General features: G+C 32.5%; 13 protein-coding genes. 11 read left to right on the top strand and 2 right to left on the bottom strand.

What is annotated here, in order from left to right; all coding sequences use genetic code 11:
- Positions 1 to 87 precede the first annotated feature (87 nt).
- Positions 88 to 618: an OmpH/Skp family outer membrane protein gene (locus ABD941_RS07505; protein WP_345273487.1), complete on the top strand. Its 531-nt coding sequence runs from the start codon at positions 88 to 90 to the stop codon at positions 616 to 618.
- A gap of 75 nt (positions 619 to 693) precedes the next feature.
- On the opposite strand, the gene ABD941_RS07500 is transcribed toward ABD941_RS07505, so the two are convergent.
- Positions 694 to 1,848 (bottom strand): DNA polymerase III subunit, encoded by a 1,155-nt coding sequence (locus ABD941_RS07500; protein ID WP_345273485.1) that lies wholly within the window; start codon positions 1,846 to 1,848, stop codon positions 694 to 696.
- A gap of 95 nt (positions 1,849 to 1,943) precedes the next feature.
- Between ABD941_RS07500 and ABD941_RS07495 the strand changes: the two genes are divergently transcribed.
- The 4 genes from ABD941_RS07495 to ABD941_RS07480 all read left to right on the top strand — a co-directional run bounded on the left by ABD941_RS07495 (position 1,944) and on the right by ABD941_RS07480 (position 6,950).
- A complete protein-coding gene (locus ABD941_RS07495) occupies positions 1,944 to 3,014 on the top strand; it encodes a DUF2652 domain-containing protein (protein WP_345273484.1) in 1,071 nt (356 codons plus the stop codon).
- Between the two features lie 109 nt (positions 3,015 to 3,123).
- The gene (locus tag ABD941_RS07490; RefSeq protein ID WP_345273483.1) at positions 3,124 to 4,311 is read left to right on the top strand and encodes a phosphoglycerate kinase; all 1,188 of its coding nucleotides are present in this window, start codon (positions 3,124 to 3,126) and stop codon (positions 4,309 to 4,311) included.
- A 79-nt stretch (positions 4,312 to 4,390) separates the two neighbouring features.
- Complete coding sequence (locus ABD941_RS07485) at positions 4,391 to 5,947, top strand: LysM peptidoglycan-binding domain-containing protein (RefSeq protein WP_345273482.1); 1,557 nt, start codon at positions 4,391 to 4,393, stop codon at positions 5,945 to 5,947.
- 25 nt (positions 5,948 to 5,972) lie between these two features.
- A complete protein-coding gene (locus ABD941_RS07480; RefSeq protein ID WP_345273481.1) occupies positions 5,973 to 6,950 on the top strand; it encodes a DUF4837 family protein in 978 nt (325 codons plus the stop codon).
- A 70-nt stretch (positions 6,951 to 7,020) separates the two neighbouring features.
- Here the strand turns inward: ABD941_RS07480 and tatA are convergent, their stop codons facing one another.
- Positions 7,021 to 7,203, bottom strand: a complete 183-nt coding sequence (gene tatA / locus ABD941_RS07475; protein ID WP_345273480.1) for a twin-arginine translocase TatA/TatE family subunit — start codon at positions 7,201 to 7,203, stop codon at positions 7,021 to 7,023.
- A gap of 151 nt (positions 7,204 to 7,354) precedes the next feature.
- On the opposite strand from tatA, the gene ABD941_RS07470 reads away from it, so the two are divergent.
- The 6 genes from ABD941_RS07470 to rfbA are packed head-to-tail and all read left to right on the top strand — an operon-like array spanning position 7,355 to position 14,407.
- Positions 7,355 to 8,224, top strand: a complete 870-nt coding sequence (locus tag ABD941_RS07470; protein ID WP_345273479.1) for a M23 family metallopeptidase — start codon at positions 7,355 to 7,357, stop codon at positions 8,222 to 8,224.
- The gene (locus ABD941_RS07465; RefSeq protein WP_345273477.1) at positions 8,225 to 9,718 is read left to right on the top strand and encodes a GH3 auxin-responsive promoter family protein; all 1,494 of its coding nucleotides are present in this window, start codon (positions 8,225 to 8,227) and stop codon (positions 9,716 to 9,718) included.
- 38 nt (positions 9,719 to 9,756) lie between these two features.
- Positions 9,757 to 11,448: a DUF6909 family protein gene (locus ABD941_RS07460; protein ID WP_345273476.1), complete on the top strand. Its 1,692-nt coding sequence runs from the start codon at positions 9,757 to 9,759 to the stop codon at positions 11,446 to 11,448.
- 13 nt (positions 11,449 to 11,461) lie between these two features.
- Entirely contained in the window at positions 11,462 to 12,532 is a 1,071-nt protein-coding gene (locus ABD941_RS07455; protein ID WP_345273475.1) for a hypothetical protein, read from the top strand.
- Between the two features lie 10 nt (positions 12,533 to 12,542).
- The gene (gene rfbB, locus ABD941_RS07450) at positions 12,543 to 13,550 is read left to right on the top strand and encodes a dTDP-glucose 4,6-dehydratase (RefSeq protein WP_345273474.1); all 1,008 of its coding nucleotides are present in this window, start codon (positions 12,543 to 12,545) and stop codon (positions 13,548 to 13,550) included.
- Positions 13,550 to 14,407 carry a glucose-1-phosphate thymidylyltransferase RfbA gene (gene rfbA, locus ABD941_RS07445; protein WP_345273473.1) on the top strand — a complete coding sequence of 286 codons (858 nt, stop codon included), beginning with the start codon at positions 13,550 to 13,552 and terminating at the stop codon, positions 14,405 to 14,407. The genes rfbB and rfbA overlap by 1 nt, the downstream gene beginning before the upstream one ends.

Raw genomic sequence — 14,407 nt, 5'->3', positions numbered from 1 at the left:
AATTTCGCATCATTTTAAAGCTTACTTCATTACATTTGTTCGGATTTAAAAAATCAGGAAAAAAACAATCAACAAATAAAAAATCAGATGAAAAACATAATTTATGTTGCCTTAGCGATGCTTGTATTAGCATCATGTGAAAAACCAAATAAAATTGGTTTTATAGATAACGGAACCGTTATTAACGATTTTCAAGAAAAGAAAGATTTAGAAACTAGATTTCAAGCAAAAGAAGAAGCTTTTAGAAAAAGAGCAGATAGCATAGGGCAAGCATTTCAAGCCGAAGCACAAAAAGGACAAGCCGAAGCACAACGATTAGCAAGAAGTAATAGAAAGAAAGCCGAAGAGCTTATGGGTGGTTTACAACAAAAACAACAGCAATTGCAACAGCAAATGCAATTCGAGCAACAACAATTAACACAAGCTTTTCAATCTGAGATTGACTCGGTTATTGTTAAGGTTAAAGATTTTGTTAGTGACTACGGAAAAGCCAATGGATACAACTATATATTAGGAACCAGTGATGCAGCTGCAACAGTTATGTATGGCGCAGAGCAAAGCGATTTAACACAAACTATTTTGGATGCGTTAAATGCTGAATACAATAAAGAAAAGTAACTAAGTAGTAAGTTATTGATTTACAGAACATTAAGCGCTTGTTTTAAACTTAAAATAAGCGTTTTTTTATTGAAATTATTCTGCCTTTTTATGAAGCAAGCGTGTTAACTTAATGGAAAGGTCCGTTAAGATAATCTTAGAATTTCCATTGCGTTCAATATGATAAATAGCATCTTGCAATTCATTGCTAATATCCATAATATTATTGCCGTGTACAAAAGGCGCAAAATTTTCAAGTTTAAATTTTTCGGTTTTAGGTTCAAAAAAAACTAAATCAGTAGCATTATAATTCAATAGTAACGCTTGACGGAAAAAATCCAAACAAAAGTTTAGAAATTGCTTTTGAGTTTCACGCCCTGTTTTAGCAATATCTTCACTCCAAGAAATTAAGTCGTGAATAGCCGCTTTGTTGCCTTTAGCTTTAAAAGCACTACGTATCCAGAAAATAAACCAAGTTTCAAACTGAATATCTTCAGAGTCTTGATATACCAAATCGCAGGCTTTATTATAATTTCCGTTGGACTGATGCGCAATTTTTGTAGCTACACCAATATCTATATTAAACTGTTTTACTAAAGCTGTTTTTATAACGTCTTCTGCCAATGGCGGAAAATGTAATATTTGGCAGCGCGAACGAATGGTATTAATTAGTTGCTCTTCATCTTCAGCAATTAAGATAAAAACGGTTTTATTTGGAGGTTCTTCAATAAGCTTTAAAAGCTTATTGGCGCAGGCCGTATTCATTTTTTCTGCCATCCAAATTAACATGACTTTATAGCCACCTTCATAAGATTTAAGGGTTAGTGCCTTTACAATATCATGAGCTTCATCAACACCAATTTGGCCTTGCTTATTGTCAACACCAAGGAGTTTGTACCAATCAAATAAATTTCCATAAGGTTGCTCGTTTAACAATTGTCGCCACTCCTCTAAGTAAAAACTCGAAACAGGCTTGCTTTTTACCTTATTACTTGTCGTTACAGGAAAAGCAAAATGTAAATCAGGATGCGAGAAATTTTTAAATTTTAAGTTACAGGCGTCGCTTCCTGAATTATTCTCACCATCAGAATTAGAACATAGAATATATTGGGCATAAGCCAAAGCCATAGGTAATGTGCCAGAACCCTCATTGCCAACAAATAACTGCGCATGCGGAATTCTACCATTATCTACACTTTGCGTTAAATGATTTTTAATATGGTTTTGCCCTAAAATATCTTCAAAAAGCATGAAACAAATATACTTTTTGTTTTTAACATTATCTTGTAACAAATAAAAGATAAATCGACTTATTTTTATAAGCACAAACTAGCTACAAAAACAAAATGATTCAAAAGGCCATTCTTTTTATTCCTGATATTTCAGGTTTTACAGAATTTGTTCATCATACCCATATAAACCATAGTCGGCATATTATTTCTGAGCTATTGGAATTACTAATAGACAGTAACAATATGGGCTTAGAGTTGGCTGAAATTGAAGGCGATGCATTGTTTCTTTATAAAATTGAAGACCAAGTAAATGTTGGTGATATTGAGCAACAAATACAGGCTATGTATGTTGCATTTCATACCCATTTAAAACGTTATGAGTATCAACGTATTTGTTATTGCAGTGCTTGTTCTTCAGCATATAATTTAAAAATAAAGTTTGTCGTGCACTATGGTGATATTGAATTTATTGAAGTAAAGAAAACAAAAAAACCGTATGGGAGCCATGTCATACAAGTCCATCGATTATTAAAAAATGAAGTGCCAGTTGAAGAATATGCACTTTTTACTGAAACTATTTTGCCTCTCGATGAAGAAAATAGCGCCAATACAATGGAAGCTATCTACGATTTTGGAAGCATTGTTTATAGCTATAACGAACTGGATTATTTAAAGCAACAGCTACCTGAAATACATCCAATACCAGATGATGTTCCAAAGCATGTATTGTTTTCTGAAACAGAAACACTTAAGATTGCTGCCATAGATTTATATGAAGTTATTAGTAATTTTGATTACAGGTTGCTTTGGACAAAAGGTGTTGACAGACTAGAATATGAAAAAAATAAAGTAAATCGAGCCGGACAAAAGCATAAATGTTTAGTCAATAAAAATCAGGAAATAGAACAAACCACAGTGGTTAAAGACGTAAAAAGTAACCAGTTGGTTTATGGAGAATCCACTACAAATATACCATTTACAAAACGTGTAAATAGTTATTTTGTTTTAGAGGAAACTATGGATGGATTTACAAAATTAAGTATAGAAGTCTATGCCGATTTTAAACCTTTTGGAATCCTTATGAAATGGCTTTTTAAAAAGAATTTAGCCGCTGCTATTTCGGTAAATATTAAAGAGCTAATTCTTCTTGTCGACTCAGGCTTTCTTCCAGACAGTGATAATTAGCAATGTTTTTTAAAAATCTTTGCCACCTACATCGTTTTCGTTAAAAAACACATTTTAAATAGCTTTTTAATTAGTTACATTTGTGGAACAATCCATTAAATTGATAAGAATGAAGACTCTAAATGATTTTAATTTTGAAAATAAAAAAGCATTAATCCGTGTAGATTTTAATGTGCCTTTAAATGAAAATTTTGAAGTTACCGATGCAACAAGAATTGTATCTGCAAAACCAACCATTATTAAGATTTTAGAAGACGGTGGAAGCTGTATTTTGATGTCGCATTTAGGGCGTCCAAAAGGGTTTCAAGATGAGTTTTCATTAAAACACATTGCATCCAAAGTAGAAGATATTTTAGGCGTAGAAGTAAAAACAGTTGCAGATTGTATTGGCGCAGATGTTGAAGCTGTAGCAGCAAGTTTAGAACCAGGACAAATTTTATTGTTAGAAAATTTAAGGTTTTATAAAGAAGAAACAGCTGGTGATGTTGGGTTTGCTGAAAAATTATCAAAATTAGGTGATATTTATGTAAATGATGCTTTTGGAACAGCTCATAGAGCGCATGCATCTACAACAATAGTGGCTCAGTTTTTTGAAGGCAAAAAATGCTTTGGTAGTTTATTAGCCCAAGAAATTGACAGTATTAAGAAAGTTATGGAAACAGGTGAAAAACCTGTTTTAGCAATTCTTGGTGGTGCAAAAGTATCTTCAAAAATTACCATTATAGAAAATATTCTTGATAAAGTAGATCACTTAATTATTGGAGGCGGAATGGCATTTACCTTTGTAAAAGCACAAGGCGGAAACATTGGAAATTCAATTTGTGAAGATGATAAAATGCCTTTAGCCTTAGATATTTTAAAACAAGCAAAAGCAAAAAACGTTCAAATACATATTCCAGTAGATACTATTGCAGCTGATGATTTTAGTAATGATGCCAATACACAGATTCTTGACATTAATGAAATTCCTGATGGCTGGGAAGGTGTTGATGCTGGACCGAAATCTAGAGCACAATTTCATAATGTTGTCATGGCATCTAAAACCATCCTTTGGAACGGTCCATTAGGCGTTTTTGAAATGGAAAGTTTTGCTGGCGGAACCATTGAATTAGGAAACTCTATTGCTGAAGCTACTAAAAACGGAGCGTTTTCATTAGTTGGTGGTGGCGATTCTGTTGCTGCTGTAAAACAATTTGGTTTTGAAGAAAAAGTAAGCTACGTAAGTACTGGAGGTGGCGCCATGCTTGAAAGTTTAGAAGGAAAAACATTGCCCGGTATTGCTGCTATATTGGAATAATTTGAAATAAGTTTTCAAATTCATTATAAAAATACGAATTTAGCCATAACATCGTTCAATAACCAACTGAATTGATTTTATGGCTTTTCGATTTTTTATAATCTTATTACTTCTAAATATAGGAACTTGTTTTTCGCAAGACCAAGACACTATTTCTATACAATACAAAACCATTAAAGATTCTTTAATTGATGGAGTTTCTCAAACTATAAAATCTATTGAGGTTGAAGTGGATAGCGCTTCAATAAAAAAAAGAATAGAAGGCATTGAATTTGCAAACAAATTAGACGAGCAATGGTATGAGGAATTATATAATAACACACTGTTTGACTCTGTTTATAATTCTGTAACAGAATTAAATTTCGACCCCGTTGATTATCCAGAATTACCAACAGACACACTCAAAGCCAGGCTTAAAGAACTAGATGCAAGAACACCTTTTAATGTCGCATATAATCCATCTTTAGAAAGTGTTATAAAATCGTATTTAAAACATAGAAGAAAATCAATTCAAAAACTAATAACCTTAAGTGCGTTTTACTTTCCCATGTTTGAGCGCGAGTTAGACCTCTACAATATCCCTTTAGAAGTTAAATATTTAGCCATTGTGGAGTCGGCGTTAAAACCTAGAGCAAAATCTAGAGTAGGCGCAACAGGTTTATGGCAATTTATGTTTAGTACGGGAAAAATGTATGGTTTGGATGTGAGCAGTTATGTTGATGAACGTAGTGACCCTATAAAATCTACTGAAGCTGCTGCAAAATACTTAGCCAGATTATATAAGATTTTTGGCGATTGGGATTTGGCTTTAGCAGCTTACAATTCAGGTCCGGGTAACGTTTCAAAAGCCATTCGTCGTTCAGGAGGGTATAAAAATTATTGGAATATCAGGCATTATTTACCACGCGAAACAGCAGGGTATTTACCAGCTTTTTTGGCCAACATGTATATCTTTGAGTATGCAGAAGCCCATGGTTTTAAGAAATACAAACCCGAATCTGCTTATTTTGAAACAGATACTGTTAGAGTCAAACAAATGATAACCCTTGATCAAGTTTCAGAAGCAACAGGAACACCTATTGAGAAACTTCAGTTTTTAAATCCATCTTATAAATTAGATATTATCCCATTTATTAAAGATGAAAATTATACGTTACGATTGCCAATAGATGTTATTGGATATTTTGTAAATAACGAAGAACAAATCTATGCTTTTGCTAAAGCGGAATTTGATAAACGCGAAAAACCCTTGCCTCAGTTTTTTGAAGCCGATGCAAAAGTAATCTACAGGGTAAAATCGGGCGACTATCTTGGTAAAATATCTAGAAAATATGGTGTTAGGGTAAGTCATATAAAAAGGTGGAACGGGTTAAGAAGTAATAATTTAAAAATAGGGCAACGACTGACTATATACCCTAGAAAACCTCAAGTATCAGTTGCAACATCATCAAAAACTGTAAAAAAACCAAAACCCATTTCTGGCGAAATAATTACATACACCGTTAAAAGTGGAGATTCCTTATGGAGCATTTCTCAAAAATTCCCTGGAGTTTCTATTCAAAATATAAAAGATTGGAACGGTATTAGTGGTAGTAAATTAAAACCAGGAATGAAACTTAAAATAGCAAAAGGTTAGATTCCAAAATAAACATAAGCGTATTATGCGATATATTATTTTTTCAGTAGTATCATTAATGATGTTGATGTCTTGTGCGGACAAAAAAAAATCAAACGAAAAATTTCTGCCAGATGCTTCTGGAGCCATTAACAATGTATCAGTTGTAACAGAAAACGAGCTTTGGGACGGGCACGTTGGCCAAGCCATAAGAAACCTGCTTGCAAAACCTATTTATGGTTTACCGCAAGACGAACCTACATTTACTATTAGTCAAATCCCAACCAGTGTTTTTTCAGGTTTTGTAACTAAAAACAGGACTGTTTTAAAGATTGAAACTAATAAAGCAGCAGGTATTGAAATTATAGAAAATGCATATGCAAAACCACAAAAAGTTATTGTAGTATCTGGTAAAACAAAAGAAGATATTATAAATATTCTTAAAGAAAACGAGTCAAAAATAATTGAAACATTTAGAAATGTAGAGCTTGCGGAAAGATTGCGGCAAATGGCTAAATCGCCACATAAGTTCAATTCCATTAAAGAAAAATTTGGATTAACCATTCAATTTCCATCTATCTACGAAGTCATTAAAGAAACTGACAATTTTTCATGGTTTTCAAAAGACATTACAACGGGTTCCATGCACTTAATGTTGTATGAGTTGCCTCACGACGCTATAAAACGTAATGATAGTACAGTAACACAAATTATAAAAATTAGAGATTCAATAGGGGAAATAAATGTCCCCGGACGCATAGAAGGCTCTTATTTAATAACCGAAAAAGCATATACGCCATTTCATAACGAGGTTATTATAGATAACAAACCAACGTTAGAAACTAAGGGGATTTGGGATTTAAAAGGTGCTTTTATGGCCGGACCGTTTATTAACTATGCTATTGAAGATAGAATTAATAAACGATGGGTTGTTGTTGAAGGATTTGCATTTGCACCATCGGTTGAAAAACGAAACTATATGCTAGAGGTCGAAGCGATTATTAAATCGGTTAAAATAGAATGAAACGACAAAAGTTGCCATAAAAAAAGACCAATACATTGTATTGGTCTTTTTTTTATAAATAGAATCAGTTTTATTCTTTTTTATTGTCCGCAGACTCTTCCTCTTTGCTAGCATCTTTAAATTCTTTGATACCACTACCTAATCCACGCATTAATTCGGGTATTTTTTTTCCTCCAAATAATAATAAAACAACCACAACAATTAATGCTATTTGCCAAGGCCCTATTGCTAACGGTAATATGTATAAACTCATAATAATGATTTAAAAAAACAAAGTTAATAATTAAAGTTTAATAAAATGGTTTTAAGAGTAACTTTAGCATATTGAAGGTTTAAAATAATAATGGAATAAAACGTTTATACTTTATCTAAAGACCAACAAATTCTATTATTTTTGTTTTAACATGAAGGACAATAAAAAGAAACCTAAAAAAATAAAAAGGAAGTTACTTGATAAGTACAGATTGGTAATACTTAATGAAAATACTTTTGAAGAACGCTTATCATTTAAGTTGGCACGATTAAATGTTTTTGTGCTGTGTTCGCTATTGGCCATTTTTTTAATAGCACTCACATACCTACTTATTGCCTTTACACCGCTTAAAGAATATATACCAGGATATTCATCAACAGCATTAAAAAAGAAAGCCACAGAGTTAAGTTACAAAACAGATTCTTTACAACAGGTTATCGTTATGAATGATCGCTATTATGAATCTATAAGAAAAGTGTTAACAGGAGATGCGAGTGGTGTAGACTTTAATAAAGATTCTATTGTTCAAGCGGTTAAATTAGAGGCCAGTGAAGTCGATTTAAACCCAATAGCCGAAGACTCGTTATTACGCGAAAAAGTAGATAAAGAAGATAAATATAACTTATTTGAGTCGGCGACCTCAGCTAGCAATTTTGTGTTATTCCCTCCAGTAAGTGGAACAATTAGTGAGCCGTATAATGCCAAAGAAAAGCATTATGCCTTAGATATTGTAGTGGCAAAAGATACGCCTATAAAAGCGACAGCCGACGGGATTGTTATTTTTGCTGAATGGACAGCAAGTACTGGCTATGTTATTATTATAGAACATAGTTATGGCTTAATTTCAGTTTATAAACACAATGCCGCTTTAACAAAAGAACAAGGCGATTTAGTAAAAGCAGGAGAAGTTATTGCTACTTCTGGAAGTACAGGAGAATTATCTACAGGACCACATTTACATTTTGAACTTTGGAATGACGGTTACCCAATTAACCCAACAAACTTTATAGATTTTAAATAAATGCTATCACTAAAATCTGCCTTAGCAAAACCCTTTGCAAAACGTATTTATAAGAAAATCCAGAATTGGGCAAACAAACCTGTTGAAACCCAAGAAAACGTATTTCAAGACTTAATAGCAGAAGCTACCAGTACGGAGTTTGGGAAAGATCATGATTTTATAAGTATAAACAATCATGAAGATTTTGTAAAACGTGTTCCTATAAGAGATTATGAAGCCCTTAAGCCTTATGTGGAAAAAGTTGTAGCTGGTGAAAAAAATATTCTTTGGAAGGGACAGCCCATTTATTTTGCCAAAACTTCGGGAACAACTTCAGGATCCAAATACATACCTATTACCAAAGAAAGTATGCCAAGTCATGTTGAAGCTGCTAGAAATGCCATTCTAATGTATATCCATGAAACGGGAAATGCTAAGTTTGTAGATGGTAAAATGATTTTTTTACAAGGAAGCCCTATTCTTAAAGAACAAAATGGGGTTCAGTTAGGACGACTTTCAGGTATTGTTGCACATTATGTCCCTAAATATCTTCAAAAAAACAGATTGCCATCCTGGAAAACAAATTGTATTGAAGATTGGGAAACCAAAGTAGATGCTATTGTTGAAGAAACATTACCAGAAAATATGACCATTATTTCTGGAATTCCATCATGGGTACAAATGTATTTTGAAAAACTTCAGCAAAAGACAGGAAAAAAAGTCGGTGATGTTTTTAAAAATTTTAATTTATTCATTTTTGGAGGTGTTAATTATGAGCCCTATAGAGCAAAATTTGAAAGTTTAATTGGTAGAAAAGTCGATAGTATAGAATTATATCCTGCTAGTGAAGGCTTTTTTGCTTTTCAAGATAAACAGAATGAAAAAGGAATGCTGCTTCAACTTAATTCAGGTATTTTTTATGAGTTTATTAAAGCAGATGAATTCTTTAATGAAAATCCAAAACGAATTACTATTGCAAATGTTGAGGTTGGTGTAAATTACGTGATGATAATTTCAACAAATGCTGGGCTTTGGGCCTATAACCTTGGAGACACCGTTGAGTTTACATCTACAAACCCTTACCGTGTTATCGTTTCAGGACGTATAAAACACTTTATCTCTGCTTTTGGTGAGCACGTTATAGGTAAAGAAGTAGAACAGGCCATGCAAGAAGCTCTTTTAAATTCTAATATTAGTGTAACAGAGTTTACGGTCGCTCCACAAATAAATCCAAAAGAAGGCTTGCCATATCACGAATGGTTTATTGAATTTGAAAATGAACCAGAAAACCTTTCCGTTTTAGCCAAACAAATTGATGAATCCCTTCAAAAACAAAACACGTATTATTTTGATTTAATTAAAGGCAAAGTTCTACAGCCTTTAAAAATAACTAAAGTTAAAAAAGGCGGATTTCAAGAGTATATGAAATCTGTTGGTAAATTAGGTGGACAGAACAAATTGCCAAGACTATCAAACGATAGAAAAATAGTTACAAATTTTCCGTATGTAGATTAATGCAAATAGTATTATCTTTGGCACGACCAAATTAAACTATGAAAAGTAATAAAAAACATCATGCAAGAACACGTGCTCAAGAAAGCTCAAACGCTATTGAGCGGATGTATATTACTATGCGCCATTTATTCAACAGAGGGTTTTATAAGCCAATGGGTGTTTCAGGTGAAACTTTGCGTCAAGCATTATTGCTTTTACGACCAGAAATCTATGGTTCTGTAGGCGAAGAAAAAGCAGAACTAGAAGGCTTACTGTATGTTATAGATAGACTTCCAATTGGTATTGAAGAATGTTCCTTTATTAATTTAACAAGTGACGAAGGGTATTCCAATTCACATTTTAAACCTATTATTCCAGAAAAGAGACGCAGAAATTGTTACAGAATTGATGCCGAACAAATGAATATTGAGATTACTAGAGGGCGTTCAGAAATCTATGATATATTAACACACCTTACATTTCTATTTATAGAATCTCATAAAATAAGCAGCCGGGTTATAATAAACGACCAAGGCGCAACAACCAGAGATTGGGTAAAGCTTGAAAAAGCGGTTTTATCAAAAAAGAAACTCAATCAAGAACAAAGAGAAGTTGCTATTACACATACCGCCAATATTTTAGGACGAACTTTTAATGAATTAAGTGTTGTTTATAATGAATTTTCAACACCTTCCCAACCTGAAAGATTACTTCATATTGTATACTGGTTAGGTAAATTAGCTATAGAAGAGCTTATACATGATAATAAACGAACCATTACATTTAGTCCTGTTTTACGAGAACGTATAGGCCATCATATACACGGAGAAATATGGGCAGATAACATAAAAGAAACCCTTTATAGCAAAGGTTTACTAGAACGACCAATTCATATCATTAGTGCTAATATGCATAGTGTTATGAATACATTTTTTGCACCCAATTCATTAAAGCCTAAAACATCTAAAAAGGATATTGTAGAAGTATATGAGTCTTTAAGTAAAAAAGAAAATGAGACCCTACGCAATAAAGTATCAAAAGAAGCGCTACAGAATGGCATGACCTATATCAAGGATACATCAGGAACCAATATTGATGTTCAGATTTTTGATACCGCTCAAATAAATGTTTCTAAAATAGATATTAAAGCAAACGAGTCCCTTTTAAAAGAAAACGCTCCAGTTATACTGGTTATGGATTATGCTTTTGGTGAGCAAGCCTATGAAACAATTGACGAACTACTTAAGCCTTATCAAGAAAAAGGAAAGAAAATTCATTTGAATGTTGAGTCTTTGTCAATAATGGGAAAAGCAGGTATTTTAAAAGGAGGAAAAGGCGATATTATGATACCATCAGCACATATTTTTGAAGGAACAGCCGATAACTATCCTTTTAAAAATGAATTAAAAAGAGAAGATTTAGAGGACAAAGGCGTTACGGTTTATGAGGGCTCAATGATTACGGTTTTAGGGACATCATTACAAAACAAGGATATACTAAAGTTTTTTCATAACTCGACCTGGCAAGTGATAGGCTTAGAAATGGAGGGCGCACATTATCAAAAAGCTATACAAGCAGCATCAAAAGTTAGAAGTAGTATAAGTCCAAATGTAAAAGTAAGGTATGCCTATTATGCGAGTGATAATCCATTAGAAACAGGGGCTACTTTAGCTTCAGGAGGCTTAGGGACATCGGGCGTAAGACCAACATATTTAATAACAAGAACGATATTAGAACAAATATTAAACTAATCAAATTATAATTATGAGTAAAGATTTGCCACAACAACCACAGCAATCTGAAGAAGTAGATTTGGGACAATTGTTTAAATTAATAGGAAATGCATTTGATCGCTTTTTTAAATTTATAACTAGTATTTTTATTGGTCTTTATAAAGTGATACTCATGTTTTTAATTCATTTTTATAAAAGAATAATCTGGTATGTTGCAGCAGCTGTAATTGGTGTAGTAGTTGGATTTTTAATTGACGAATATTCAGATGACGAGTATGGAGCCAATATGTTTATTGAAACTAATTTTAATTCTGCTCGACAAGTTTATGAAAATTTAGCAAATTTCCATCAATTAGCAAGTATAGATAAGGACACCACTAAATTATCAGAATTACTAGGCATTTCTACAAAACAAGCATCAAAACTAAAAGGGTTTTACATTCAGCCCGATTTAGATGAAAATGATATAGCAGAAATGTATTCTGATTTTTATTTAAGATTGGATTCACTTTCTCGAACTGAAATGACATATGATAAATACAAAGAGTCTTTAACATCTTACAACTTTAAAATACATCTAATAGGTGTCGCTTCAACTGATAAGAATATTTATAATAAGATAGAAAAAGCATTTGTAAGAGAACTTTCAAAAAATCCTTACTTAAAGGAATTGGCAGACGTGAATCAGCAGAATTTGGATAAGCAAGAAGAAGCACTGTTTAATCAAGTCCAAAAAAACGATTCATTAGTTAATGAATATTTAAAGATTAGAATTAATGAATCTCGGAAAGAACCGATTCCAGGTGCAGGTACAACTTTGTATATGGGAGATGCTGAATCTAGTAATTTAATTGTAGATGAATCTGTTGTTCTTGAAAAAAGATTAATGTTAGAAGCTCAAAGAAGACAAGTAAATGTAGATAAAATAGAACAGAAAGAAGTTATTAATGTCTTGGCGAGTTTCCCTGAATCGGGATATGATATTAGCGATTGGTATGATGAAATGAAACTTTTATTACCTTTAGTTTTGTTCTCATTAACAGTCTTGATTTTTACAATAATAGGTCTTGGAAAATATTTAGATAACCAAAGTAAAGAGTAATAAAAATTAAATGAATATTTTAATAACTGGTGGTGCAGGTTTTATTGGGTCTAATTTTATACTGTATTTTTTAAGACAACATCCACAAGTTCGAATTGTAAATATAGATAAGCTCACCTATGCAGGCGAGCTTTCTAATTTAAAGGAAATTAATAATAGTTCTAATTATATTTTTATTAAAGGCGATATTTGTGATAGAAGCTTAATTGAAAAGTTATTTAAGGAATATGATTTTAGTGGTGTTATTCATTTTGCTGCCGAATCGCATGTAGATAATTCTATTAAAAGCCCTGATGAGTTTATTAATACTAACGTTTTAGGGACGTTTAATTTAATTGATGTCGCTAAGAACCATTGGATGATAGCGCCACACCATATAAAAAAGAATCATACAAAATCGAGGTTTCATCATATTTCCACGGACGAGGTTTATGGGACTTTAGGAGAAAAAGGCTTATTTACAGAACAAACACCTTATGCGCCAAACAGCCCTTATAGTGCCTCAAAAGCATCCTCAGATTTTATTGTTAGAAGTTATTATCACACCTTTGGTATGAACGTTGTTACTACTAATTGTTCTAATAACTATGGGCCAAAACAGCATGACGAAAAATTAATTCCAACTATTATTAGAAAAGCCTTGTCTGGACAAGATATTCCTATTTATGGAGAAGGAACAAATATTAGAGATTGGTTATATGTATTAGACCATTGTATAGGGATTGATTTAGTTTTCAATAAAGGAGTATCTGGCGACACCTATAATATTGGAGGTAAAAACGAGCGAAATAATTTATATATTGCAAATACAATTTGTGATATTTTGGATGAAATATTGCCTAAACAGAGATCATACAAAGAACAAATTACATTTGTAAAGGATAGACCTGGACATGATTATAGATATGCCATTGATGCTTCAAAAATTGAAAATACCTTAGGCTGGAAAGCAGAAGAAAATTTTGAAACAGGAATAAGAAAAACTATAGACTGGTATATTAAAAAATATCAAGAATAATGAAAGGAATTATATTGGCCGGTGGGTCAGGAACAAGATTGTATCCACTTACTAAAGTAGTAAGTAAGCAGCTTATGCCAGTATATGATAAACCCATGATTTATTATCCACTAACAACATTATTGTCTTCTGGGATTAGAGATGTTTTAATTATTTCAACATCAAAAGATTTGCCTAAATTTAAAGAGCTTTTAGGTAATGGAAAAGATTATGGATGTACGTTTGAATACGCAATCCAAGAACAACCCAATGGATTGGCAGAAGCATTTATTATTGGTGAAAAGTTTATAGGTAATGATAGTGTAGCATTAATTTTAGGCGATAACATATTTTATGGCTCTGGTTTAGATAAAACATTACAAGCTAATTTTAACCCCAATGGAGGTGTTATATTTGCATACCACGTCCAAGACCCTCAACGCTATGGTGTTGTAGATTTTGATTCAAATAATAAAGCGATATCTATTGAAGAAAAGCCAAAAAAACCAAAGTCTAATTATGCTGTACCAGGTATATATTTTTATGATAATTCAGTAATAGAAATAGCTAAAAACATAAAACCAAGCCACCGAGGAGAATTGGAAATAACAGATGTTAATAAGGTATATTTAGATAAAGGCCTACTGAATGTTCAGATTTTAGACAAAGGAACAGCTTGGTTAGATACAGGAACATTTACCTCGCTCATGCAAGCTTCACAGTTTGTACAAGTTATTGAAGAGCGGCAAGGACAAAAAATTGGATGTATTGAAGAGGTTGCTTTTAAGATGAGATATATTGATAAAATGCAATTAAATAAATTGGCAGAACCATTACTTAAAAGTGGCTATGGTAAATATCTTCAACAATTAGGATAA

Origin of the sequence: Flaviramulus aquimarinus (genome assembly GCF_039543205.1) — a bacterium.
GTDB lineage: Bacteria > Bacteroidota > Bacteroidia > Flavobacteriales > Flavobacteriaceae > Flaviramulus_B > Flaviramulus_B aquimarinus.
The sequence above is the reverse complement of the archived record's forward strand: the minus strand, read 5'-3'. Positions and strand labels throughout refer to the sequence as shown.

Bases quoted from the DNA above. Each gene is read 5' to 3' on its own strand.
- ABD941_RS07455 (WP_345273475.1), top strand. From the start codon at position 11,462: ATGAGTAAAGATTTGCCACAACAACCACAGCAATCTGAAGAAGTAGAT.
- ABD941_RS07500 (WP_345273485.1), bottom strand. From the start codon at position 1,848: ATGCTTTTTGAAGATATTTTAGGGCAAAACCATATTAAAAATCATTTA.
- ABD941_RS07490 (WP_345273483.1), top strand. From the start codon at position 3,124: ATGAAGACTCTAAATGATTTTAATTTTGAAAATAAAAAAGCATTAATC.
- ABD941_RS07465 (WP_345273477.1), top strand. From the start codon at position 8,225: ATGCTATCACTAAAATCTGCCTTAGCAAAACCCTTTGCAAAACGTATT.
- ABD941_RS07505 (WP_345273487.1), top strand. From the start codon at position 88: ATGAAAAACATAATTTATGTTGCCTTAGCGATGCTTGTATTAGCATCA.
- ABD941_RS07470 (WP_345273479.1), top strand. From the start codon at position 7,355: ATGAAGGACAATAAAAAGAAACCTAAAAAAATAAAAAGGAAGTTACTT.
- ABD941_RS07485 (WP_345273482.1), top strand. From the start codon at position 4,391: ATGGCTTTTCGATTTTTTATAATCTTATTACTTCTAAATATAGGAACT.
- rfbA (WP_345273473.1), top strand. From the start codon at position 13,550: ATGAAAGGAATTATATTGGCCGGTGGGTCAGGAACAAGATTGTATCCA.
- tatA (WP_345273480.1), bottom strand. From the start codon at position 7,203: ATGAGTTTATACATATTACCGTTAGCAATAGGGCCTTGGCAAATAGCA.
- ABD941_RS07480 (WP_345273481.1), top strand. From the start codon at position 5,973: ATGCGATATATTATTTTTTCAGTAGTATCATTAATGATGTTGATGTCT.
- ABD941_RS07495 (WP_345273484.1), top strand. From the start codon at position 1,944: ATGATTCAAAAGGCCATTCTTTTTATTCCTGATATTTCAGGTTTTACA.
- rfbB (WP_345273474.1), top strand. From the start codon at position 12,543: ATGAATATTTTAATAACTGGTGGTGCAGGTTTTATTGGGTCTAATTTT.
- ABD941_RS07460 (WP_345273476.1), top strand. From the start codon at position 9,757: ATGAAAAGTAATAAAAAACATCATGCAAGAACACGTGCTCAAGAAAGC.